Genomic DNA, 23,833 nt, shown 5'->3' on the forward strand with positions numbered 1-23,833 from the left:
CCTTATCTTAACCGAACAAAGAACTAAGAAACGCTAAATCTATGAAAGTAACCCGGGTTTTTGATCTGCTAACCAATCAGTTACAGCAGTTTCCGCAACCAGATTGTCTGGCGGCAAAAATCAATGGAGAATGGGTGAAATACAGTACGCAGCAAGTGATTGAGACGGTAAACACGTTGAGCCTTGCGTTGATCCGGTCGGGGATCAGGAAAGACGACAAAGTAGCCCTGATTTCCATGAACCGCCCGGAGTGGGTATTCGCAGATTACGGTATCCAGCAGACCGGAGCCGTGAGCGTGCCCATGTATCCTACCATTACGGTGGAAGATTACCGCTACATTCTGAAAGACTCAGAAACCAAACTCATCCTGGTTTCTACCGAAGACCTATACAACAAAGTGAAGGAAGCCGCCAGCGATGTGCCGGGCGTGCAGGAGATCTACACCTTTGACCGGGTGCCCGGGGCTAAGCACTGGACCGAGTTACTGAAACTGGGCGAAGGGCAGAATCCGGCCGAGCTGGAGCCTTACAAAGCCGCCGTGCAGCCTTCAGATTTGCTTTCCATCATCTATACGTCTGGTACCACCGGCGCTCCCAAAGGGGTAATGCTTTCGCACAACAACCTGGTGAGCAATTTCACCTCGGCCATGCCGTACGTGCCCGTGAACCAGACGCACCGTGCCTTGAGCTTCTTGCCGCTGTGCCATATCTATGAGCGCATGGTGTCCTGCATTTACATGTCGGTGGGCGTGTCTATCTACTTTGCCGAGAGTATTGATAAAGTAGGCGATAATCTCAGGGAAGTAGGCCCGCACATCTTCGTGACCGTGCCACGTCTGCTGGAGAAAGTCTATGACAAGATTGTGGCCAAAGGCGGCGAGCTTACCGGCGTAAAGAAAGGCCTGTTCTTCTGGGCTTTGGGTTTGGGCCAGAAATACGACACGCGTACCTCGCCGGGGGGCTGGTATGACTTCCAGCTGAAACTGGCCCGCAAGCTCATCTTCTCTAAATGGAAAGAGGCCTTGGGCGGCAACGTGAAGGTGATTGTGTCTGGTGGGGCAGCCTTGCAACCGCGCCTGGCCCGCGTGTTCTGGGCCGCCGATATCCGGGTAATGGAAGGCTACGGCCTCACCGAGACTTCGCCGGTAATTGCCGTGAACCGCTACGAACCCGAGAACAACGTGATTGGCACCGTGGGCCCGGCTATTGACAACGTGGAGATCAGAATTGCCGAGGATGGTGAGATTCTGACCCGCAGCAAGAGCGTGATGGTGGGCTATTACAAACGCCCTGACCTCACCGCCGAGGTGATTGACCCTGATGGCTGGTTCCATACCGGCGACATTGGGGAACTGGTGGAAGGCAAATACCTCAAAATCACCGACCGCAAGAAAGAGATGTTCAAGACCTCGGGCGGGAAGTACATCGCGCCGCAGCTCATTGAAAATAAACTAAAGGAATCTCTGGTCATTGAGCAGGTGATGGTAGTGGGCGAGGGCGAGAAATTCCCAGCGGCGCTCATAGTGCCGGCCTATGAAGGCCTGCGGGAGTGGTGCAGAATCCACAACATCGCCTACACCACAAACGAGGAGATGATCAAAAAGCCGGAGGTGCTGGACAAGTTCCAGAAGGAGATTGACAAGGCCAACGAGCACCTGGCGCAGTACGAGAAGATCAAGAAGTTTGTGCTGCTGTCTAAGCCATGGAGCGTGGAAACCGGCGAGATGACGCCCAAACTCAGCATCAAACGCAAGATCATCACCAATAACAACCGTGATTTGATTGACAGTCTGTACCGCACGGCCTAAGGCAGGTGAACCCAAGAAGAAGAGACGTAATGTTACGTCTCTTCTTCTGTTTTAAAGCAAAACTCGTTTAGCGGCTGTTTTCCTAAAAACGGGGCTAAAACAGAAACAAACTATCCAATATTAAATATTGATGTGAGAAATAAAATTTACAAACGTTTTGCCGTAGGAATAGGCTTGCTTTCCCCAAGCTTGGTGCAGGCGCAAAAGGCATTTTTTGTTCCAGAGCCTTTGGTAATGCCCGTTCATAGCCAAGGTAATCAACTGCACCTGTCTGCCGGGGTAGGTGGAGGAGTAGGGCTTGTGACTTCTTATGCCATTACGAACCACTTAGCGGTATATATTTCAGGAACACGAAATCCCTGGACCTCTAGTCATACTTCCTTGCTTGGCGGACGCTATAAAGTTGATCATAATGATTATGCTATTGCCGGTGGGGTTGGTTATCTAATTAATCCAGAATCAGAAAGATGGGTGGTGGAGGTCTATGGGGGTGCTGCCCGGCACAGCGTTGATAACTTACATTATTCTGTTAGTCTTAGTTATGAAGACCCAGGTACCAAAACAGATGCCAGTTACTGGAGTTTTAACGGTCAGGTCAATCTTAATAAGCGAACCAAGAGATTAGAATTAGGGGGTGGGATTAGAATGACCTATAATGCCTATGACAAATTCCAATTCCAAGATTATGCAGCCTCAACTGATACCAGATTATTATATAAAGATCTCTGGAGTATCAATGCTGAACCTGTAGGGAATCTAAGCATAGTAATGGGTCGATTCAAAATTAACGGCCAGGCCGGTATCTCTGTTCCCATTGTTGAAAAGGAAAGAAATGTCTACGTGCAAAATGTCCATACTTTAGAAGAAGGTATGGTAGGCGGACGCATAGACAAAGTTGGGATAGCGGCATTTATTCTGAGGTTTGGCCTTCAATACAATTTGGATCTAGGGAATGATTAATAACCGGCCTTTCTCTGCTGTGAAACCTTATCAAACTTAAGCACCTCCTTATTTGCCTGCTGTGCATTAAGGTTGAATGACTTTTAGAGAATGTCGTGTCTGGCCTGCTTTCCGTAAAGTAGAGTAAAACACATATCACCTTGGCATGGGAAAAAAATCTTTATAAATGGTATGCAAGCATAACATTTATTTTTAAATTTGGTAAGAGACAAACAGACCACATGAAAGCAAACGAGACGGTTGACTATAACATCAAAGTGTGTTGGCACGCCATCGCGCGCATGTATAACACCCAGGCGGTGAAGAATGACATTACCACTTCCATTGGGTTTGTGTTGCTGAATATTGACCCCGAGAAAGGAACGCCGGCCACCAAGATTGCTCCCTTGCTGGGGCTGGAGGCCAGAAGCCTGACCCGCATTCTGAAGGGCATGGAAGAAAAAGGCCTGATCTACAAGGTGGCCGATGAGCAGGACAAACGCTCAGTGCGCATTCTGCTCACGGAGCTGGGCCTGGAAAAGCGGGAGATCAGCCGGCTTACGGTGCGGCGGTTTAACCAGAAGGTGCGCGAGGTCATTCCAGAAAGCCAACTGCAGGTGTTCTTTCAGGTGGTGGGTCAGATCAATCACCTGATAGAGAACAAACAGATTTTCTAAGCGGGTGAAGAGCTGCCGTTTCTGGGGTGTTTCACAGAAAGTAGCCTTGCAACGCGCTTAACTAAAAAGTAAAAATTGTGTGTCTTGAAATGCACATCGTGATAAAAACCAACGAGTAACTATGAAGAGAATCATCAAGAAAGTGGCGGTACTTGGCTCGGGCGTGATGGGCTCGCGCATTGCCTGCCACTTCGCTAACATTGGCGTGCAGGTGCTGCTGCTGGACATGGTACCACGCGAACTTCTGCCGGAGGAAGAAGCCAAAGGCCTCACGCTGGAAAACAAGCTGGTGCGCAACCGCATTGTGAACACGGCCCTGCAAACCGCCATCGCCTCTAACCCCGCCCCCTTGTACAACCGGTTAGATGCCCGCCTCATCCAGACCGGTAACTTTGATGATGACCTGAAAGACATTGCTTCCTGTGACTGGACTATTGAGGTAGTGGTGGAGAACCTCAAAATCAAGCAGTCCATCTTTGAGCGGGTAGAGCAGTTCCGCAAGCCCGGTACCTTAATTACCTCCAACACCTCGGGTATTCCCATCCATTTGATGGCCGAAGGTCGTTCCGAGGATTTCCAGAAGCACTTCTGCGGTACGCACTTCTTCAACCCGCCGCGCTACCTTAAGCTGCTGGAGATTATTCCAACGCCGTACACAGATCCCCATATCACCCAATTCCTGCTGCAGTACGGAGACCTGTACCTGGGTAAAACCACCGTACTGGCCAAAGACACGCCGGCATTCATCGCTAACCGCGTGGGTATCTACGGCATTATGCAGGTGCTGCACGTGATGGAGAAACTGGGCCTGAACGTAGACGAAGTAGACCGTCTGACTGGCCCCGTAGTAGGTCGCCCCAAATCCGCTACGTTCAGGACTTCGGATGTGGTGGGCCTGGATACCTTGGCCAAAGTAGCGCAAGGCTTGTACCAGAGTGGCGAGAACGATGAAGCTCGTGACCTGTTCCAACTGCCGGGCTACATTCAGCAGATGCTGGAGCGTAACTGGCTGGGCGATAAAACCCGCCAAGGCTTCTACAAGAAAACCAAAACCCCCGAAGGTGCCACCGAAATTCTCACGCTGGACCTGAAAACCCTAGAATACGGGCCTAAGCAGAAGGTGCGGTTCCAGAGCATGGAGATGCTCAAACCCATTGAAGACCTCCGCAAGCGCCTTAAAGCCTTCAGCCAGGCCCAGGACAAAGCCGGTGAGTTCTTCCGGGAGACCTCCTACGGTTTGTTCCAGTACGTGACCAACCGCATCCCGGAGATTTCAGATGAGCTCTACCGCATTGACGATGCCATGCGCGCCGGTTTCGGCTGGGAGTTGGGTCCGTTTGAAACCTGGGATGCTTTTGGCGTGCGCGAGACAGTAAGTGCCATGGAGGCCGCTGGTTATAAGCCTGCCCCATGGGTGTATGAAATGCTGGAAGCGGGTCATGAGACTTTCTACCGCAGCCAGAACGGCCAGCGCCAGTACTATGACATCACGGGCAAAGACTACAAGCAGGTGCCGGGCACCGAGAAGTTTGTGCTTCTGGATGTGCTGCGCGGTACCAACGTAGTTTGGAAAAACGCTGGTTGCTCCATCATTGACCTGGGAGACGGTATCCTCAACGTGGAGTTCCACTCTAAGATGAACGCCATCGGGAGCGAGATTATCCAAGGCCTGAACAAAGGCATTGACCTGGCGGAGCAGAACTTCCGGGGCGTGGTGGTAGGCAACGAGGCCGCTAACTTCTCCGCCGGCGCTAACCTGGGTTTGGTCTTTATGTACGCTCTGGATCAGGAGTATGATGAACTGAACCTCATGATCCGGCAGTTCCAGAATACCATGATGCGCATGCGTTATTCGGCAGTACCTGTTGTTGCCGCACCGCACGGATTAACGCTAGGCGGTGGCTGCGAGCTTTGCCTCCACGCCGATAGAGTACAGGCAGCCGCTGAGTCTTACATTGGACTGGTGGAATTTGGCGTGGGCTTGATCCCGGGCGGTGGCGGAACCAAGGAGATGACCTTGCGCACCTCGGCTGCCTATGAAGAAGGCGACACCGAATACAACGCCCTGCGCAACGTGTTCATGACCATTGGTACCGCTAAAGTCTCTACCTCTGCCGCCGAGGCCTATGACTTAGGCTTTATGCGCCACGGCGATGGCATCACCCTGAACAGCAACCGCCTTATAGCCGAAGCCAAAGCCGAGGCCATTCTCTTTGCCGAAGCCGGTTACACCAAACCCACGCCTAAAACCAACATCAAGGTGCAGGGCCGCGGCGGTCTGGGGATGTTCGTGACAGGTGCCTACGCCATGCAGGCCGCTGGTTTCATCTCAGACCATGACCGCAAAATCTCCGAGAAACTGGCTTACGTGATGTGCGGCGGTGACCTGTCTATGCCATCAGAAGTCTCTGAGCAATACCTGCTGGACCTGGAGCGCGAAGCCTTCCTGAGTCTCTGCGGTGAGCGCAAGACCCTGGAGCGAATCAAGAGCATTCTGACCACCGGTAAGCCTTTAAGGAATTAACGAAGAGGAACCGCCTCTTCTCCCTCTGTCATCCTGAAAGGAACTTGTGGGTGAACTAGACAAGCAGAAGCTATGAAACAACATAACTACTTTGTCTACATCATCAGTAATCCCGGCAAAACTGTTCTTTATACAGGAGTCACCAATGAGTTGAAAGTACGCCTGCAACAGCACAAAGAAAACAGAGGAAAGCCAGAGACCTTTGCTGGAAGGTATTACTGCTACAAGTTGCTGTACTATGAGCGACACACCCATGTGCAGCACGCCATTGAAAGAGAAAAGGAAGTAAAGCTGATGAGCCGAGAAGAAAAAGAAACTTTGATTAAGTCGATTAACCCGAAGAAGCTTTTTCTGAAGATAGTAGACTAATCTACCGTTCGCCACCAAGATCCTTTCAGGATGACAAAATAGGAGGCGTGGTGTCATAAAGGAAAGTAGGCTACGAGCATCGGCTAGAGAGACAATAGAATGAAACTCGTTTTTCGTTTGTTTTTATAAAAACACCTCAAAAACAGAAAAGAAAATGCAAACTGCTTATATAGTTGCCGGATTTAGAACTGCCGTAGGGAAAGCCCCGCGCGGTGTATTCCGGTTCACCCGGCCCGATGATCTCGCAGCCGATGTGATCAAGCATTTATTGGCGGCAGTGCCGCAACTGGATCCTGCCCGCGTGGATGACCTATTGGTTGGAAACGCGGTGCCCGAGGCCGAGCAAGGCCTGCAGATGGGCCGTATGATTTCTCTCTTGTCTTTGCCTATCAATGTGCCGGGCGCTATCATGAACCGCTACTGCGGCTCGGGGATTGAAACCATTGCTACGGCCACCTTCAAGATTCAGTCTGGCATGGCCGATTGCATCATCGCCGGAGGCGCGGAGTCTATGAGCATGGTGCCGGTAACCGGTTGGAAAACCGTGCCCAATTACAAGATTGCTAAAGAGCACCCAGAGTATTACCTGAGCATGGGCTTAACCGCCGAGGCCGTGGCCAAGGACTTCAAAATCAGCCGGGAAGACCAGGACGCCTTTGCCTATGCCTCGCACCAAAAGGCCATCAGGGCCATTCAGGAAGGCCGGTTCAAAGACCAGATTGTGCCCATCAATGTGGAGGAAACTTACCTGGATGAGAACGGCAAAAAGAAAACCCGCTCCTACGTGGTAGACACCGATGAAGGCCCCCGCGCCGATACGTCCATGGAAAAACTGGCCAAACTACGTCCGGTATTTGCCGCCAATGGATCGGTAACCGCTGGTAACTCTTCCCAAACCTCAGACGGCGCCGCCTTCGTGATCGTGATGAGTGAGCGCATGGTCAAAGAACTCAACATTGAGCCCATTGCCCGCCTGGTGTCTTACGCTGCCGAAGGTGTAGACCCGCGCATCATGGGTATGGGGCCGGTGAAAGCTATTCCGCGCGCCCTGAAAAACGCGGGCATGAACCTGCAGGACATTGACGTGATAGAGATGAACGAAGCGTTCGCATCTCAGTCGGTAGCCGTGATGCGGGAACTGGGCATTGACCCAGACAAACTGAACCCCAACGGCGGCGCCATCGCCCTTGGTCACCCACTGGGCTGTACCGGGGCCAAGCTCAGTGTGCAGCTTTTCAGTGATCTGCGTCGGCAGAACAAGAAATACGGCATGGTAACCGCCTGCGTAGGTGGTGGCCAGGGCGTGGCTGGTATCTATGAGTTGCTAAAGTAGAAGGCGCTTTTAAGCTAGTTTTTTGAAAACGAACCTTAAACAGAGGGCGCTCTTGTTTCATAGGTTGAATAGATTGTTTTCGGCTTCCCCACCCTGTCATCCTGAAAGGATCTTGTGGGCGAACCCGTCAAGCAGAAGCTATGAAACAGCACAACTATTTTGTCTACATCATCTGTAACCCTGGCAAGACTGTGCTTTACACAGGAGTTACCAATGACTTGGAGGTACGCTTGCAGCAGCACAAAGAAAACCGGGGGAGGCCAGAGACATTCGCTGGAAAGTACTACTGCTTAAGTTGTTATACTTTGAGCGTTATACAAGAGTGGAGCAGGCCATAGATCGGGAGAAAGAGATAAAGCTGTTGACCCGGGAAGCAAAGGAGGCATTGATAAAATCAGTGAACCCCCAAATGAGCTACTTATACATTGCCAGCTGATTGCAGTTCGCCCACAAGATCCTTTCAGGATGACAGGGTGGGGAGAAACTTTGGGGTAATGATTTGAAATCAGGAAGCTGAACTAAGATTGATAAATAAGTACTTGATACACGATACGTGATACGAATATGGAAACTGTAAGCAGAACACTAAAAGGCGGTGAGTTTATCATCAAAGAAACCAACGCCCAGGATGTCTTCATTCCCGAAGATTTCTCTGAGGAGCAGCGCATGATGGCCGAGACGGCCCGGCAGTTTGTGGACACCGAGGTGCAGCCTTTGGTGGAGCGCATGGACAACCATGAGGAAGGCCTGTTGGAAGGCCTCATGAAAAAGGCCGGGGAACTGGGCTTATTCGGCATCGCCATTCCAGAGCAGTACGGCGGGCTGAACATGGACTTCAACTCGTCTTTGCTGGTGACCGAATCCGTGGGGCCGGGGCACTCGTTCCCGGTAGCCTTCGCGGCGCACACGGGGATTGGAACGCTGCCTATCCTGTACTTCGGGACCGAGGAGCAGAAGGCCAAATACATCCCTAAATTGGCTACCGGCGAGTGGACCTCATCTTACTGCTTAACTGAGCCGGGCTCCGGGTCCGATGCGCTGGCCGCCAAAACCAAAGCCATATTGGACGTGGAGGGCGAAAACTACATCCTGAACGGTCAGAAAATGTGGATCACCAACGCCGGCTTCGCCGATGTGTTCATTGTGTTCGCGCAGGTTGACGGCGACAAGTTCACCGGCTTCATTGTGGAGAAAGGCACCGAGGGCCTGAGCCTGGGCAACGAGGAACATAAGATGGGCATCAAAGGCTCTTCTACCCGCCAGGTGTTCTTCACCGACTGCAAAGTTCCGAAAGAGAACGTTTTGGGCGAGATAGGCAAAGGACATTTGATCGCGTTCAACATCCTGAATATTGGCCGGATTAAACTGGCTGCGGCTTGTCTGGGTGCCTGTAAGAGCGTGGCCGATTTATCGGTGAAATATGCCAACGAGCGCATCCAATTCAAGATTCCGATCTCTAAGTTCGGGGCTATCCGCCATAAACTGGCCGAGCAGGCCATCCGCATCTTCGCGGTGGAATCTGCGCTGTACCGCGCCGGGCATGACATCCACAACAAAGAGCAGGAACTGCTGGCCGCCGGTAAAAGCTACAACGAAGCCGTGCTGGAAGCCGCCCGTGAGTTCGCCGTAGAGGCCGCCATCCTGAAAGTAGACAGCTCTGAGGTCTTAGATTACGTGGTAGACGAAGGCGTGCAGATCTACGGTGGCTACGGCTTCTCCGCCGATTACCCCATGGACCGCGCGTACCGCGATGCCCGCATCAACCGCATCTTTGAAGGCACCAACGAGATCAACCGCATGCTTATCGTGGACATGGTCTTGAAGAAAGCCCTGAAAGGCGAGATGGATCTGATGGGACCTGCCGCCGCCGTGCAGCAGGAATTGATGGAGATTCCTGATTTCGGGGATGAAGACACAACCCTGTTCGCCTATGAGAAGAAAGCCGTTGGTAAGTTCAAGAAAGCCGTGCTTTTAACCGCCGGTACTGCCGTGCAGAAGTTCATGATGACCCTGGACAAAGAGCAGGAAGTCTTGATGTACATCGCGGATATGGCCATCCAAGCTTACATTGCCGAGTCTACCTTACTGCGCGTGGAGAAACTGGTGAGCCGCAACGGCGAAGAAGCCACTTCCCGTCAGCTAGACATGATGCGAGTGGTCATCAACGATGCCGCCGACCGTATCAATAAAGCCGGGAAAGAGGCCATCGCCGCCATGAGCGAGCCCGGTGACGAGCAGAAACTGTTGCTGATTGGTCTGAAACGCTTCACCAAACTGGAACCATTCAACACCAAAGAAGCCCGCCGTCGTGTTGCCGCTGAGATGATCAAAGCCAACGAGTACGTGTATTAATTCTTCGTTTCAGGCCTGTTTAGGCTAAAACACTCATAAAACAGAAAGCCCCGCCAATAGGCGGGGCTTTCTGTTTCTATACCATTTGTTCTACTTTTAAGTTGGTGCAAGTTGATGGGTTGGGCTTGCATACAAATTTGAAGTAACCCTCTCTTTTGAGTGGTTGGGTTTACGGAGGGGTTCTAAGTTATGCACTCAGGTTTCTACAAATTGGCCGTACCCGGCCGGTTTCCGCAAGTCTCTAGACCATACCCTTCTCTTCTTCAAATTGCTTTTTGCAGCGGCTGTTGTTTTTAGCCCGTTTTTGGCAAATCAGCATAGAAATAGTGACGTGAGAACTAGACCTCAAAGCAGGAAGTGACGCGGGGCATTCCAGTAATAGGGAGTTGTTTTAACCTCTCTAATCTGTAGATGTTCGCAGTTGTAAGGGTTTGAGAAGTAGCTGATTTATCAGGCTAAGGATGAGGCATATTGTCCATAGTTTATTTTAATATTTTAGGAAAAACTGTTCCTTTTCAGGTATGCAATGTATACCTTAGGCATGATTCCTTTCTGTAATTTCCTCACCTTAAGCTGATTACTATGATAAAACTTCTATGCATTTTATTCATGTTCTTGGTCATGGGAGGTCTCCACTCTTATGGCCAGATCAGAGTCACCGGGCTGGTTACCTCGGGGAACACAACCGAAGGACTTGCGGGAGTGACTGTTTTGGAAAAAGGCAATCCTACCAACGGGGTTTCCACCGGTACCGATGGAAGCTTCGCCATCTCGGTTACCGGCCCTAATGCGGTGCTGGTTTTCTCTTTCATAGGCTACATTACCAGAGAAGTAACGGTAGGCAATCAGCAAACCCTCAATGTAAGTTTAAGGGAAGATGCCCGCGCGCTGGATGAAGTGGTGGTCACCGCCTTTGGAGTGGAGCAGGAGCGGAGAGCCCTGAGTTATGCCGTGCAAGAAGTAGACAGCCGGTTGATTCAGGAAACCAACCAGCCCAATGCCATCAATGCCTTGCGCGGAAGGGTGGCCGGGGTAAGCATCCAGAGTGCCGGCGGCGCTCCGGGAGCGGGTTCCACCATTGTGATCCGGGGCGTCAACTCCCTTAATCCTAATGCCAATAACCAGCCCTTGTTTGTGGTAGACGGTATCCCGATCAGTAACCAGACGAACCTGACGGGTGGCCGGGCCGGGGACCAGACAGACCTGACCGGGGGGCGGGCGGGTGACATCTTTACCAACACCAACCGCTTTGCGGATATCAACCCAGATGATATCGCGTCCATCTCGGTGCTGAAGGGGCCAGCGGCCTCGGCATTGTATGGCCTCCGGGCTTCTAATGGGGCCGTGATCATCACCACCAAATCTGGGCAGGCGGGCAAAACTACGTTTAACTTCCGGACTTCTTTCAGCGTGGACGATGTGTACCGCACGCCTCCCATGCAGGAACGGTATGGCCGGGGCTTCAACGGTATCTACAACCCCACCGATTACCGGGCCGATGGTCCGCCCATTCCGCCGGGAGAACGCGTGTATGACCAGTGGGACCAGGTGTTCAGGACCGGGCACCAGTTCCAGAACAATTTCTCGGTTTCAGGGGGAACGGAGCAGGCTACTTTCTATGCGTCTTTGGGCCGTCTGGATCAGACCGGTGTGGTGCCTAACTCTGAGTTTGAGAGAACAACCGCCAAGGTCACCGGGGCACTCAAAGCCTCTGACCGCGTACGGATAGATGCTTCGGCCAATTTCATCAACTCGCAGGGGACCAACCCAAGGAGCGGGGTAGGCGGGTCTGGGGTGATTTCGTACGCGTCTCGCTATGCGCCTGATGTGGACATGCTCAACTACCTCAACCCAGATGGTACCCAGAACCGGTATTCCACTCAGCTGGATAATCCGTTTTTCTTTGCGGAGAATGCCTACCAAGAGGAAGACCTGAACCGGATCATCGGGAACGTAGGCCTTAACTATAAATTCACCGATTGGCTTTCTCTGGATTACCGGGCCGGCATTGACCATTACAGCAACAACCGGCGCATCATTACGCGGCCCACCGTGTTGATTGCCGCCACCAGCCGGGGCAGTATCTCTGAGCAGACCCTCACGTACCAGGAAATCAACAGCAACCTGCTGCTTACCGGTGAACGCCAACTCAGCGAGAATTTCGGCCTGACGGTTTCTTTAGGCAATCAGGTTACCGCCATTAATACCACCGATGTAATAGGCTCTGGTACCAACTTCATTTTGCCTGATTTCAACAGCGTGAACAACCTGGGGCAGTACACGGTGCGCTCTTTCCCAACGGAGCGCAACATTATTGGGGTGTTTGGAGACGCCAAACTGAATTACAAAGAAACCGTGTTCCTGAACGTGACTGGCCGCAATGACTGGTCTTCTACCTTGCCCGTAGCTAACCGGTCCTTTTTCTATCCGTCGGTGAGTGTGGCGTATATTTTCAGCGAGACCTTAGGGCTTTCCCAGAACAGGTTCTTCAACTACGGAAAGATAAGGGCTTCTTATGCCGAGGTGGGGAAAGACGCTGCGCCTTACTTGCTGGGAACCTACTACAGTACGCTGCCCCCGTTCCTGGGAGTGGCGGGCATCAGGCAAAGCTTGACCATTGGGTCTGAGAGTTTAAGGCCAGAGCGCACCAAAGGCATTGAACTGGGCGTAGAACTGGCCTTCCTGGGCAACCGCCTGCGGGTAGATGCCAACTATGCCATCCAGAACTCGGTGGACCAGATTGTGCCCATCCCTACCAGCCGGGCAACGGGGTACAACACCTATGTGACCAATGCCGGCGAAATCCAGAACCGGGTTGTAGAGTTGGTAGTGGATGCCGATGTAATCAAAGCAGGAAACTTCAGTTGGAACAGCATCTTCAACTTTACTCGCTTGCGCGGCAAAGTAGTAAGTATGCCCGAGGGCGTAGATGTGATCACCTTCCAACCGGAGTCGCCGTGGGTGAAACAGCGCATCCAGACCGGAGGCCGTCCCGGTGACTGGTACGGTTGGGAGCTTAGCCGGGTAAACGATCCTGATGATCCTGCCCATGGGCGTTTGATTATTATCAACGGATACCCAGATGTGAACAACAACTGGAAAGGCACTCCACTGGCCCAGGACACCCATATTGGAAATGCTTTCCCAGACTTTGAAGGAGGCTGGAACAACAGCTTCAGTTTTAAGAACTTCAACTTCAGTTTCCTGATCAATTTCCGGAAAGGTGGCGATGCTTTTGACATTAACCGCCGCATGCGCTACGGGTCTGCGGGTGGTGAATCGCCCACCGGGGCCGAAACCAACCTCCGGAATCGCCTGGTGATTTTTGATGGCGTTACCAACACGGGTACCACCGAGGCTCCGGTTTGGGTAGAGAATACCACGCCGGTAGTCATTGACGTGCCTACCTTCTATAGCCAGGCATTCCGGTACCGACTGGCCAAGGAGTTTAACGGCTTTCAGGATGCCAGTGTCGTGCGCCTGCAAAACGTGAGCCTGAGCTATTCTTTACCCAAGACCCTATTGGCTAAAACACCCTTCTCTAACCTGACCGCTTCGGTTACCGGCAATAACCTCTGGATGATGTCGCCTTTCATAGGTTTTGACCCTGAGCAGAGTGCCTACGGGCCGGGTAGTAATGTGTTCGGGTACGTGGGTACCAATATCCCGGCTACCAGAAGTGTTTATTTTGGTCTTAACGCTACGTTTTAATCTTATGAGAAAGATCATCAATAATGTGATAGTCTTAGGCGTGTTGCTGCTGGGTTCCTGCGGAGATCTGCTGGACGTAAACTCTGACCCTTCCAGAGTAAGCCCCGAGGAAGCCACCCTGCCCACGTTACTTCCCTCGGCGGAGCGTTTCACGGCCAATACCCTATACGGAGCAGCCCAGTACGGTGCGCAATACCCGCAGTACCTCACGGGGCAAGCCATCGGGCAGTTTACGCCCTATGGTTTTGACCAATTATGGCAACCATTCTATTCAGATGCTTTTCCTACGCTTCAGGATATCATCAACCGGGCGCAGACGGTGGGCGCTTACAATTATTCAGGCATCGCTAAAACGCTATTGGCACTGAACCTGATGACGGTGGCTGACATTTTTGGGGATGCGCCTTACTCCCAGGCCAACCAGGGCACTGATAATCTTTATCCTTGCTATGACAAAATGGAGGATTTGTACCAGGTGCACATCCTTGCGTTGCTGGACGGCGCTTTGGCTGACCTGGCTCAACCCTTGCCTTCCTCGCCTACCCTGCGGACGGTGCAAAACGATTTGATTTACGGTGGCGATTTAACCAAGTGGACGAAGGCAGTCCATGCCATCCGGGCCCGGTACTTCTTGCATTTGAGTGAAAAAAATCCTGCAGCCTTGGCCACCGCCGCCCAGGAAGCCACCCTGTCGTTCACTTCCAATGCCGATGATCTGCAGTTGATGCACGAGGAGCAGAACCCCAACCCCTGGTTTGGCTTTTTAGGCAATGCCACCAACAAACCCATGCAGCCTAGTTCGTACGTGGTAGATTTGCTCAGTGGCCGGGGCGGTAGATTCCAGGGGGCGGTAGACCCGCGTTTGCCCATCTACATGACCCGTACCGGTACCAACACCACCTATGTGGGACTTACCCCGGGTAGATTGGTAGGAGACCAACCCACGGTGAACGTGAACCTGACTCCCACTTCCTGGCATACCCGGGCTGTGGCTCCCATCCTGTTCATCACCTACGCTGAAACCCAGTTTATCCTGGCCGAAGCGCTGTTCAATACCAATCGGGACGAAGCGTATGCGGCTTACCGCAGAGGCATAGAGGCCAGCATGGCCAAGGTGGGGGTGCCTGTGACGGATATTGGCACTTACTTAAACAATCATCCGGCAGTGGCCCTGAGTCCCGCTACGTTGACCTTGGCGGATATCTTGCTGCAAAAGTACCTGGCCCTGTTCCTGCAAATAGAGACCTGGACCGACATGCGCCGCTATCAATATGATCCAAATGTATATATAGGCCTAGAGAAGCCGGTGATTAACCAGTTGCCAGGCAACCCATGGGTGCAGCGGTCTAACCTAGCCGATGAAGAACCGGGTGTGAATACGTGCCTGCCTACCGGCGTTACCCAAACCAGTACTTTGTGGTTATTTCAATAAAAACAGCCTTAAAATGAAAAGCATATCCAACCTTATCGTTTTGTTTTTGCTGGCCTTTGCTTTTGGTTTCAGCGCCTGTGACGAAGACCCTACCGAAGACTTGGAAGATATCATCAAAGAAGACTTAGGGTATGTGCCCAAAATTGCCACGTTCCGGCTGGTTACCCCGGCTTCTACGGCCGTGCCGCCCGGGACTAACCTGACGCTGGACTTGCGGTATTGGTCTGAGGGGCAGATCAAGGATGTTCAGTTTTACATGATCATGGGCACGCAGGAGACCAAGATAGGGGAGACGCCTTACCAGCCTGCGTACAGCAAAGTCACCCGCACAGATTCGCTCCTATTTAATTACCAGGTACCCGCCGATATTGCCCGTGGAAGTGCGTTCTCAATTCAGGCGCGGGTAGCTAACCAGGGTTTGGAACAATACCCCGCCAGGGCGAGTGTTAGCTTTACGGTGCCTCAGTAAAGGGTATGTGCAGGTATAATTTAAGAACCTTCCTGAAACAGAACGGCCCGCTTGTAAAGCGGGCCGTTCTGTTTCAGGAAGGTTCTATCCCCTTTGCCGTTCTTGAATTGTAATCAGTAGCAAACTCAGCAGAATTTGTGCCTTTTCACGGTGATTGAGTGTGTTTCCTGTAGAAACGGAGAATTTGCGGGATAAGAAGGATTTCTCCTTTTGAAGTAAAGCTACCTGTTTGTTATCCTGCCGCATGACGTGGTAAGAAGGGTTGAAAACATAACCCGCAAATAGTCCCAGGAAAGGTATTTTACTAAAGAGGGTGTCACTGAATCTAACCAAGCCCGCCCCCTCTCTGACCGTGAACACCTTTTGGAGGCGCTCATTAAAGATATGGTAATGTGCAGCCAACTCTGGAACCCACGAGGAGCGGGCTACATATCCCAAAACTTGCCCGTCTTTATCCAGAAATCCAAAAGAGGCGGTGGAATCTTTCCAGGAGACGGCTTTTATGATGTAGAGGACCTCAGATGCTGACGAATTCCCGAAGATTTTTACTTCATCAATAAAAGGATCGGTGTTCAGGAAGCTTGATTCAGAAAAAACATCATAATGAATTTGCTTCACAAAGTAGACGGCTCGTCCATTAACATCTGTTATCTGTAGCCGGTTAGCGAAGGTGAATTTCTCAAATGTGAAGTTCAGAGGAAAATCAATGTCTTGCATTTAGCGGAGCCAAAGATCGTCTTGGGAGGGTAGAGGTTGCGTTTAGGGGCTGTTTTTACAAAAACAGCCCCTAAACGCAACTTAGTTTTTGAAAGTGATTCGGCTCAGGCGCAGACCCGCCGATGCTTTGGACGGTCTGTTCACTGCAGTGATGGTGCGCTCATCCAGCCAGGTGGTAAAGTCTTTTACAAAAGCTACCTGTTTGTCATTGGCCACGTTCAAGCCAACAGCTTTGGGCGCTTCCGAAGCACCTGTTAACAGGTGAATGGAGCGGGTGTAAAGATCGGTTTTGCCTTTGATGGTTTCCAGGGTGAGCAGTTGCAGACGATTGCCTACCAGGTGCGCACTGTATGAAATTCCGGCAAAGCCCTCGGCGGCAGGAGCTACCTGATTTTTCAGGATAACCGAGTTCCAGGTTGGGTGCAGGTATTCGTCATAGGCAAACAGCAGCAGTTCCTTGGCGTGGTAATCGCTGTTCTCGCCACCATCGGTATATTTCTTCTCGGTGATAACCAGCGTCTGGCCTTCGTTGCTGATCAGGATATCAGAAAGATAGATGTCTTCCAGGCGCTTGGCTCCGGTGGCCTGGGTTATCTTCTGGGTAAACTCGGGCGTGAATTTGAACTCATCCGCAAAGCGCATGTTGCCGGCGGCGTAATCAAACCGTACCATTTTCAGGCTATGGTACTCTCCTTTCTTTTCCTCGGCGGTTAACACGGCGGCATAAAGGCTGCTGTCCTGGTGAAGTTTGAAATAAGTATCCATCACGTACACCTTGGTGCCGTCAAATACTCCGCCCAGCATCACTTCCATCACTTTGATCTCGTTGTCACGGTTGTTGTAGCGGCGCACGCTCAGGCGCATGGAGTTGTTGGTAAGGATGCTCACGAACTGGTTTCCGTGGTTGTCTATCTGTACCTGGGCGCTCACCTGGTTGCCTGCGCTGGCCAGATCATACAACCGGTCTTTGATCTTGGTAAGGGAGGCATCATATACTGCTGCCTGGATGGAGCGCAGTTCCTCGTCTTTGGTAATGGAGTGATAGGCGACCAACTTGGAGCCATCCGCTGAGGTGGCTACTGCCAACCGTCTGCTCTTGCTGGGTGCCTCTAGCAATTTGGCTTGTTTAATCTCCTTGCCGGTTTTTACATCAAACAGTTTCCCGTAAAGTGCCTGGCTGCCCTGCTCCACTGATACCCGGTGGGTGATGAGCAAAACAGTTTCCTTGTTATGAGAGAACGCTTCTACCGTTTCCTGGCCAACCATTTTCACCGGGGTAGACCAAGACGCTTTCAGATCGGCGCCATACCGTTCTACGGCGTAAGTGTTGTCTGCCTTACGGCTAAGGATCACAAAATCTGTGGGGCTGATGGCGAAAGCCTTCTTAGGAATCCGTTGGTTGTATTGGTCGCCGGCTTCTTCTGGTACATAGGTGAACGCAGAAGATCTGATTTTCTGGGCCAGCACTTGGCTCGTTTCAAAAAAGAAAGAGGTTAGTAGTAGAAGAAAAGTAACAAGGGAGATGGTACGCATAAAACTTACTTTACGGTTTAGTGCAAATATACCGCTCAACGTTTGCCAAGCCATGAAATATATAAATGGCACTCTCCAATATCTTTGAAAAAGAATAATATACTTAAAAAATTACTGGAATTGTGAAATTAGTCTCTATCTTTGCAGCCGCTTGTGAAATGCACAGCCTAAAGATTAATTAATTATTATTTAACATTAAAATATAGAGATTTTTGCTTCATGCCTGTGGATAACTATTTCCTGCGAGAAGCTGAACTTAGGCAGAATCGGCCCGTAATCACCTTGGCTTATCAAAAAAATGATAAGAAGTGGTAGGTAAGACGGTGAAATTGCAGTTTGTTGTTATTAGTTAATGATTATTTAACAGAAAGATCTCTTACTAGTAACTACAAAAGCGATTTTAGACACGTATTTTGTTTTGTAGTACATGAAGAACATTTAATTTTTTTTAGAATTATGAAGTTTACGTTTAAGATGTTTGTTTTGGTTGGGATGATTCTAGTAGGGAAATTTTTAAAAGAAGAGGCCTCCAGCGAAATCGGTAAAAAAGAAGATCTTACAACGGGAAATGCTTACTCAGTTAACTTTCAGGAAACATTCCCTTTCACCCAGCAGACAAACAGCGTAGTTAAACCAGTTAATAAGCAAGAAAATACGGAAGAAACTTTTACTTACTCTCTGAATTAATTTTTCCTTTACTTTTTAAAAGATCCAGACTTTGGTCTAGCTGATGCGGCTCCAGTTTACGGTGTTGGCGCTCAGCGACCGGATGTGCCGCAACAGGTTGGCATGCTCCGGAAGGCTTAAGTCAGGATCTTTTTCTATTATCTCCAAGGCCGCTGCCCGGCTTTCTTTCAGGATCTTGGCATCTTTGGCCAGGTCAGCAATCAACAGGTCCAGAACACCACTTTGCTGGGTTCCCATCAAATCGCCTGGGCCACGCAGTTTCAAGTCAATGTCGGCAATCTCAAAACCGTTGTTGGTGCGCACCATAGTCTCAATGCGGGTTTTGCCTTCTTTGCTCAATTTGTAGCCGGTCATCAGGATGCAATAGCTTTGGTCAGCTCCCCGGCCTACGCGTCCCCTTAGCTGGTGTAACTGCGCCAACCCGAACCGCTCGGCATTCTCAATCACCATCACGCTGGCGTTGGGCACGTTCACACCTACCTCAATCACGGTGGTAGCCACCATGATGTGCGTCTCGTGCTTAAGGAAACGCTGCATCTCAAAATCTTTGTCCTGCGGCTTCATTTTGCCGTGTACCATACTCACGCGGTACTCCGGGAAGGCACGGGTCACACTCTCGTAGCCGTCCATCAGGTCTTTGTATTCCAAACCTTCAGATTCTTCAATGAGCGGGTATACAATGTAGGCTTGGCGGCCTAGTTTCAGCTGCTCCCTAATGAACCCAAATACGCGCAGGCGGTTGCTGTCATAGCGATGCACCGTGATGATTTCCTTGCGGCCAGCGGGCAGTTCATCAATTACAGAAACCTCCAGGTCGCCGTACAGGGTCATCGCCAAGGTGCGGGGAATGGGCGTGGCGGTCATCACCAGCACATGCGGAATCACCCGCGGGTTCTTCTGCCAGAGCTTGGAGCGCTGAGCCACGCCAAACCGGTGCTGCTCGTCTACAATGCAAAGCCCCAGGTTCTGGAACTGCACCTCGTCTTCCAACAGGGCATGGGTGCCCACAATCATCTGCATCTCGCCGCTGCGCAGTTGCTCGTGTAGCACGCGGCGGTCGGCTTTCTTGGTAGAGCCAGTGAGCTTGCCCAAGACAATGCCTAGTTTGTCGGCGTGCTGTTTCAGGCCCTGGTAGTGCTGGTCGGCGAGGATTTCGGTGGGAGCCATGATGCAGGCCTGGGCACCATTATCAGTAGCCAGGAGCATGGTCACAAAAGCCACTATGGTCTTGCCACTGCCCACATCGCCCTGTAACAGACGGTTCATCTGCTTGCCGCTGTTAACATCCTGGTAAATCTCGCGCACTACCCGTTTCTGGGCGTTGGTGAGGTCAAAAGGAAGGTGATTTTTGTAAAACTCGGTTAACGTAGGCGTTTTGCTAAAAATCTGGCCGGCTAATTCTGCTTTCCGCTTGGTACGGGTGCGCAGCAGTTTAAGCTGGGTGTAGAACAGTTCCTCAAACTTAAGCCGGAAGCGGGCGGCCTGCAGCGTGTCCCAATTCTTGGGGAAGTGTATTTGCAGCATGGCTTCCCGCTTGGACACCATCCGATACTGGTCCACCAGTTCAGGGGTGAGCGTTTCTGGCAGGTGCGTAGGAGCCTGCTTGAGCAGATCGGCCATCATGCGGCTGATGGCTTTGCTGTCTACGCGGTGGTTCTTGAGTTTCTCGGTGGTGTTGTAGACTGGCTGCAAAAAACTCTGTTCCTGCTTCACCTCGGTGGCTTCTTCCAGTTCTGGGTGCGCCATGTTGAAGCGCCCGTTGAACAGCGTAGGCTTTCCGAAGGCGATGTACTCATGGTTCACTTTCAACTGCGTGGTCATGAATTTCACGCCTTTGAACCACACCAGTTCCATCTCGCCGGAGGCGTCTCGGATAATAGCCGATAACCGTTGTTTACGCCCTTCGCCCAGCAGGTTCTTCTCCAGAATACGACCTTTTATCTGGACGTACTGCATGTCTTCGTTCAGCTCCGCGATGGCGTGGAACTGGGTACGGTCCATGTACCGGAACGGATAATGCTGGATAAGGTCGCCGTAGGTGAAAATGCTCAGCTCCGTCTGCAACAGACTGGCGCGCTGAGGCCCTACGCCCTTTAAGAACTCTATTTTGGTATGGAAAAAGCCTGATGACACTAACCTGAGAAGCAGCTTCCGTTTTAAGCCCGGTTTCAGGAAATTAGCCCTGAAACCGAAGCGAAGCCGTTCTGCGAAATTACGCAAAAGATGGGAGGGAGGCTAATATGGTAAACCGGTTTGCCAAGAACAAGCTGATTTTTCAACACCTGCTGGAAAGCGCCTGCTGGTCCTGTTTTTAGCCTCTTTTCTGAAAATCAGCCTCTAAACGAGTGCCAATTATTTACGCAAAAAGGCACTGCAGAAAAGGGGTATGGTTTAGCCATGAGGCCACGGTTTAGACCTTAAAACCGGTAGCTTTTGGTTTCCCTGGTGTGGCTAATGTCCTTAGTCTGCCTGCTTTAGAAATAGGCAGTTAGGGCTATAAAGGTTGAGTTAGAGTTTTACTTTCCTGCCCAGTCCGTCAATTTTAATTGGAAATCTTATTTTCAAGTAACAAGCCCTGGGATTCGGGCGAAACTTTTGGCATAGCCTCTTGGAAGCGGCAGCCGTATGATACTGGAAGTTTTCAGAAGTACCTCGTATCTTACCCTGCTGATACCATGAAAATAGCTACCTACAATGTAAACGGAATCCATGCCCGACTGCCTGTCTTGTTGCGCTGGCTGGAGGAGACTGCCCCGGAGGTGGTGTGTCTTCAGGAATTGAAAACGCCGCAGGAAAAGTTTCCGGAACAGGCGCTGCTGGAAGCTGGCTACCAAGCCATCTGGCAAGGGCAAAAGAGTTGGAACGGCGTGGCTATCTTGGCAAAAGGCCAGAAACCTGAGGAAGTGGGCAGGGGGTTGGCGGGTGATCCTGAGGATGAGCAAAGCCGTTACCTGGAGGCCATGGTGAACGGCGTGATGGTGGGATGCCTGTATCTGCCCAACGGAAATCCGGCTCCCGGACCTAAGTTTGATTACAAACTGCGGTGGTTTGAACGGTTTAAAACCCGAGCGGCCGAGCTTCTTGCCGCTGACAAACCGGTAGTGTTGGCCGGCGATTACAACGTCATCCCCACAGGCTTGGATGCCTACAAACCTGAACGATGGGTGGAAGACGCGCTGTTCCGGCCCGAAACCCGGGCGGCCTTTGAGGGCCTGATTGCTCAAGGCTGGACCGATGCGCTGCGGCATCTCCATCCTACTGAAACCATTTACACCTTCTGGGACTACTTCCGGAACGCTTATGGCCGAAACGCTGGCCTCCGGATAGACCATTTACTGCTCAGTCCCCAGCTAGCCAACCAGCTAGTCGCTGCTGGAGTAGACCGAGAGGTGAGAGGCTGGGAGAAATCCAGTGATCATGCCCCCGTCTGGATTGAGGTGAATATTTGAAAAACAAGCAAAATACAGGTCGGCTTGTTGAAGCCGCGAATCACAAGCCTGATTCAGCATACCAGGATTCTGTGAATTGAAGTTATTTCACCTGATCTGTCCAGTGCAGAGTGTTCAGCAGGTGCACCACGTCCTTCTTCAGGTATTCAATTACCGGAGCCAAAGAGTCATTGGCGGTAGCGGTTCTGAAGTAAAGAGCCCCTCTGAAGAAGTGCTTGGTGCTGTCTGTCAGGTAGAATTGAAACTGGCTGGGAACCTCGCCCTGCAATTCAAACACGCTGGCGGTGATACCGGTTGGGGTTTTGATCTGGCTTTCCTCAATGGCGTAGGCCTTGATCTGGTGCCGGGAGGTAAGCTTACGGGCGTCTTCCACCAGTTCGTTAAACTTCTTGGGGTCCTGGTTGAAGTCTTTGTAGGTAAGCTGGATGTTAGCCTTGAACTGCGGATAGTAGATGTCTATCCAGTGCGGCTCAGCAATGCGCGAAGAGTCTTTCAGGATTTTGGAGTAAACTGAGTGCTCAAACACATACGGGTGTGCCTCCTGCAGAAGCGTGTATTTCGCCTCTGGTAAATCTATCCGGTTATAGCCTTTGGGCTTGGGAGTATATTCTTCTGCGCAGCTACCTAGAAACAAAACTCCGCACAGGGCGGTGAGAAAATAGATAAGGTTATTCTTTTTCATCCTGAGAATGGTGCACCGCTTCGTGCACCCGTACTTTCTTTATCTTTTTACTATCGGCAGATTCAATCCGGAAGAGGTAAGGCCCTAACTGAATTTCTTCGCCGGTATGCGGAATGCGGGAGAACAGGCGCAGCATCAGACCTGCCACAGATTCTACCTCGCCGCGTACATCTTTCAGCAATTCTGCCGGAGGGTCTATCACCTTGCAGAAATCATGCAGGGAGGTGCGGCCTTCAAACAGGAACGTGTGTTCGTCTAATTGCGTATAGTAGCGGTCTTCTTCGTCATCCAGTTCATCGTGGATCTCGCCCACAATTTCCTCTATCACGTCCTCCAGGGTAAGCAGGCCGGTGGTGTCGCCGTATTCGTTCACCACAATGGCCATGTGTACCCGGCGTTCCTGGAACTCCTGCAACAGGTCGTCTATCTTTTTGGTTTCCGGTACAAAGTAAGGGGTTCTGATCAGGTTTTGCCAAACAAAGTCGGCGGGGGCGTTCAGGTAAGGAAGAAGGTCCTTCACGTACAGAATCCCGTCAATCTTGTCCAGGCCATCGGTGTACACCGGTACCCGCGAATAACCCCACTGGTGAATCTGCTTGAGTAGCGCGGGAAAAGGCATGCGCCGGTTAAAGGCGATGGTGTCTACCCGGGCGCGCATAATCTGCCTTACAGTAATGGAACTGAAGTTGACAATGGCTTTCAGCAAACCTTTCTCCTGCGGAGTGATAGGCTCTGTGGGGGTTTGGTCCAGGGAATGCGTTAGTTCCTCGGTAGGGGAGGGGGTGCCAAACGCCACTTTGGTACGACCAACTAAGTGCTGCAACGGCAGAATGATGGCTACAAACGGGGCCCCAAGCACCGACACTGTCTTAAGCACAGAAGCAAACACCGGTTTGGCAGAGGCTGCTTGCCGGTTTTTGCCCCAACTTGAGAAAATCAGCCTGAAAACCAATAGCAGGACCGCTGCTCCTAACACGCAAGCGCCCGTCAACAGCCAATTGTTGGCCGCTGAAGTGGCAAGAAGGTTTGTCAAGAGCCAGAAACCGCAGATGCCAAGCAGCAAATGAAGCGTTGAGGAAAGGAAAACCCCGGCCAACACCACTTTCTCGGGTTGGTTCAACAAAGATGGCGTGTGTAAGTCAGTAGATTGC

The 23,833-nt window shown here is 51.4% G+C and carries 18 protein-coding genes; 13 read left to right on the forward strand and 5 right to left on the reverse strand.

Annotated features, from left to right (window positions below):
- Positions 1-41 precede the first annotated feature (41 nt).
- The 11 genes from JT719_RS23520 to JT719_RS23570 all read left to right on the forward strand — a co-directional run bounded on the left by JT719_RS23520 (position 42) and on the right by JT719_RS23570 (position 15,614).
- Entirely contained in the window at positions 42-1,808 is a 1,767-nt protein-coding gene (locus JT719_RS23520; protein WP_207436219.1) for an AMP-dependent synthetase/ligase, read from the forward strand.
- A gap of 132 nt (positions 1,809-1,940) precedes the next feature.
- The gene (locus JT719_RS23525; RefSeq protein ID WP_207436220.1) at positions 1,941-2,768 is read left to right on the forward strand and encodes a hypothetical protein; all 828 of its coding nucleotides are present in this window, start codon (positions 1,941-1,943) and stop codon (positions 2,766-2,768) included.
- A 221-nt stretch (positions 2,769-2,989) separates the two neighbouring features.
- Positions 2,990-3,424 (forward strand): MarR family winged helix-turn-helix transcriptional regulator, encoded by a 435-nt coding sequence (locus tag JT719_RS23530; RefSeq protein WP_207436221.1) that lies wholly within the window; start codon positions 2,990-2,992, stop codon positions 3,422-3,424.
- Positions 3,425-3,545: 121 nt separating this feature from the next.
- Positions 3,546-5,948 (forward strand): 3-hydroxyacyl-CoA dehydrogenase/enoyl-CoA hydratase family protein, encoded by a 2,403-nt coding sequence (locus JT719_RS23535; protein ID WP_207436222.1) that lies wholly within the window; start codon positions 3,546-3,548, stop codon positions 5,946-5,948.
- Between the two features lie 72 nt (positions 5,949-6,020).
- Positions 6,021-6,317 (forward strand): GIY-YIG nuclease family protein, encoded by a 297-nt coding sequence (locus JT719_RS23540; protein WP_207436223.1) that lies wholly within the window; start codon positions 6,021-6,023, stop codon positions 6,315-6,317.
- Between the two features lie 154 nt (positions 6,318-6,471).
- On the forward strand, positions 6,472-7,650 hold the full coding sequence (locus JT719_RS23545; RefSeq protein ID WP_207436224.1) for an acetyl-CoA C-acyltransferase: 1,179 nt from the start codon (positions 6,472-6,474) through the stop codon (positions 7,648-7,650).
- A 140-nt stretch (positions 7,651-7,790) separates the two neighbouring features.
- Positions 7,791-7,988 (forward strand): GIY-YIG nuclease family protein, encoded by a 198-nt coding sequence (locus tag JT719_RS23550; protein WP_341350794.1) that lies wholly within the window; start codon positions 7,791-7,793, stop codon positions 7,986-7,988.
- A 226-nt stretch (positions 7,989-8,214) separates the two neighbouring features.
- Positions 8,215-10,002, forward strand: a complete 1,788-nt coding sequence (locus JT719_RS23555; protein WP_207436225.1) for an acyl-CoA dehydrogenase family protein — start codon at positions 8,215-8,217, stop codon at positions 10,000-10,002.
- Positions 10,003-10,584: 582 nt separating this feature from the next.
- Positions 10,585-13,713 (forward strand): SusC/RagA family TonB-linked outer membrane protein, encoded by a 3,129-nt coding sequence (locus JT719_RS23560; RefSeq protein ID WP_207436226.1) that lies wholly within the window; start codon positions 10,585-10,587, stop codon positions 13,711-13,713.
- A 4-nt stretch (positions 13,714-13,717) separates the two neighbouring features.
- Positions 13,718-15,145 carry a SusD/RagB family nutrient-binding outer membrane lipoprotein gene (locus JT719_RS23565; protein WP_207436227.1) on the forward strand — a complete coding sequence of 476 codons (1,428 nt, stop codon included), beginning with the start codon at positions 13,718-13,720 and terminating at the stop codon, positions 15,143-15,145.
- Between the two features lie 13 nt (positions 15,146-15,158).
- Positions 15,159-15,614: a hypothetical protein gene (locus JT719_RS23570; RefSeq protein ID WP_207436228.1), complete on the forward strand. Its 456-nt coding sequence runs from the start codon at positions 15,159-15,161 to the stop codon at positions 15,612-15,614.
- 84 nt (positions 15,615-15,698) lie between these two features.
- Here the strand turns inward: JT719_RS23570 and JT719_RS23575 are convergent, their stop codons facing one another.
- Entirely contained in the window at positions 15,699-16,331 is a 633-nt protein-coding gene (locus JT719_RS23575) for an LURP-one-related/scramblase family protein (protein ID WP_207436229.1), read from the reverse strand.
- Positions 16,332-16,412: 81 nt separating this feature from the next.
- Entirely contained in the window at positions 16,413-17,864 is a 1,452-nt protein-coding gene (locus JT719_RS23580; RefSeq protein ID WP_207436230.1) for a hypothetical protein, read from the reverse strand.
- A gap of 456 nt (positions 17,865-18,320) precedes the next feature.
- Between JT719_RS23580 and JT719_RS23585 the strand changes: the two genes are divergently transcribed.
- Positions 18,321-18,551, forward strand: coding sequence for a hypothetical protein (locus JT719_RS23585; protein ID WP_207436231.1), 231 nt, complete (start codon positions 18,321-18,323; stop codon positions 18,549-18,551).
- Positions 18,552-18,587: 36 nt separating this feature from the next.
- Here the strand turns inward: JT719_RS23585 and recG are convergent, their stop codons facing one another.
- Positions 18,588-20,684: an ATP-dependent DNA helicase RecG gene (gene recG, locus JT719_RS23590; protein ID WP_207436232.1), complete on the reverse strand. Its 2,097-nt coding sequence runs from the start codon at positions 20,682-20,684 to the stop codon at positions 18,588-18,590.
- Between the two features lie 542 nt (positions 20,685-21,226).
- Between recG and xth the strand changes: the two genes are divergently transcribed.
- Positions 21,227-22,000, forward strand: coding sequence for an exodeoxyribonuclease III (xth, locus tag JT719_RS23595; protein WP_207436233.1), 774 nt, complete (start codon positions 21,227-21,229; stop codon positions 21,998-22,000).
- A gap of 82 nt (positions 22,001-22,082) precedes the next feature.
- On the opposite strand, the gene gldD is transcribed toward xth, so the two are convergent.
- Both gldD and JT719_RS23605 read right to left on the reverse strand, forming a co-directional pair.
- The gene (gldD, locus tag JT719_RS23600) at positions 22,083-22,682 is read right to left on the reverse strand and encodes a gliding motility lipoprotein GldD (RefSeq protein ID WP_207436234.1); all 600 of its coding nucleotides are present in this window, start codon (positions 22,680-22,682) and stop codon (positions 22,083-22,085) included.
- Positions 22,669-23,805: a transporter associated domain-containing protein gene (locus JT719_RS23605; RefSeq protein ID WP_242693442.1), complete on the reverse strand. Its 1,137-nt coding sequence runs from the start codon at positions 23,803-23,805 to the stop codon at positions 22,669-22,671. The genes gldD and JT719_RS23605 overlap by 14 nt, the downstream gene beginning before the upstream one ends.
- Positions 23,806-23,833 lie beyond the last annotated feature (28 nt).

This window comes from Sabulibacter ruber (assembly GCF_017355955.1).
GTDB classification, from domain to species: Bacteria; Bacteroidota; Bacteroidia; order Cytophagales; family Hymenobacteraceae; genus Nibribacter; species Nibribacter ruber_A.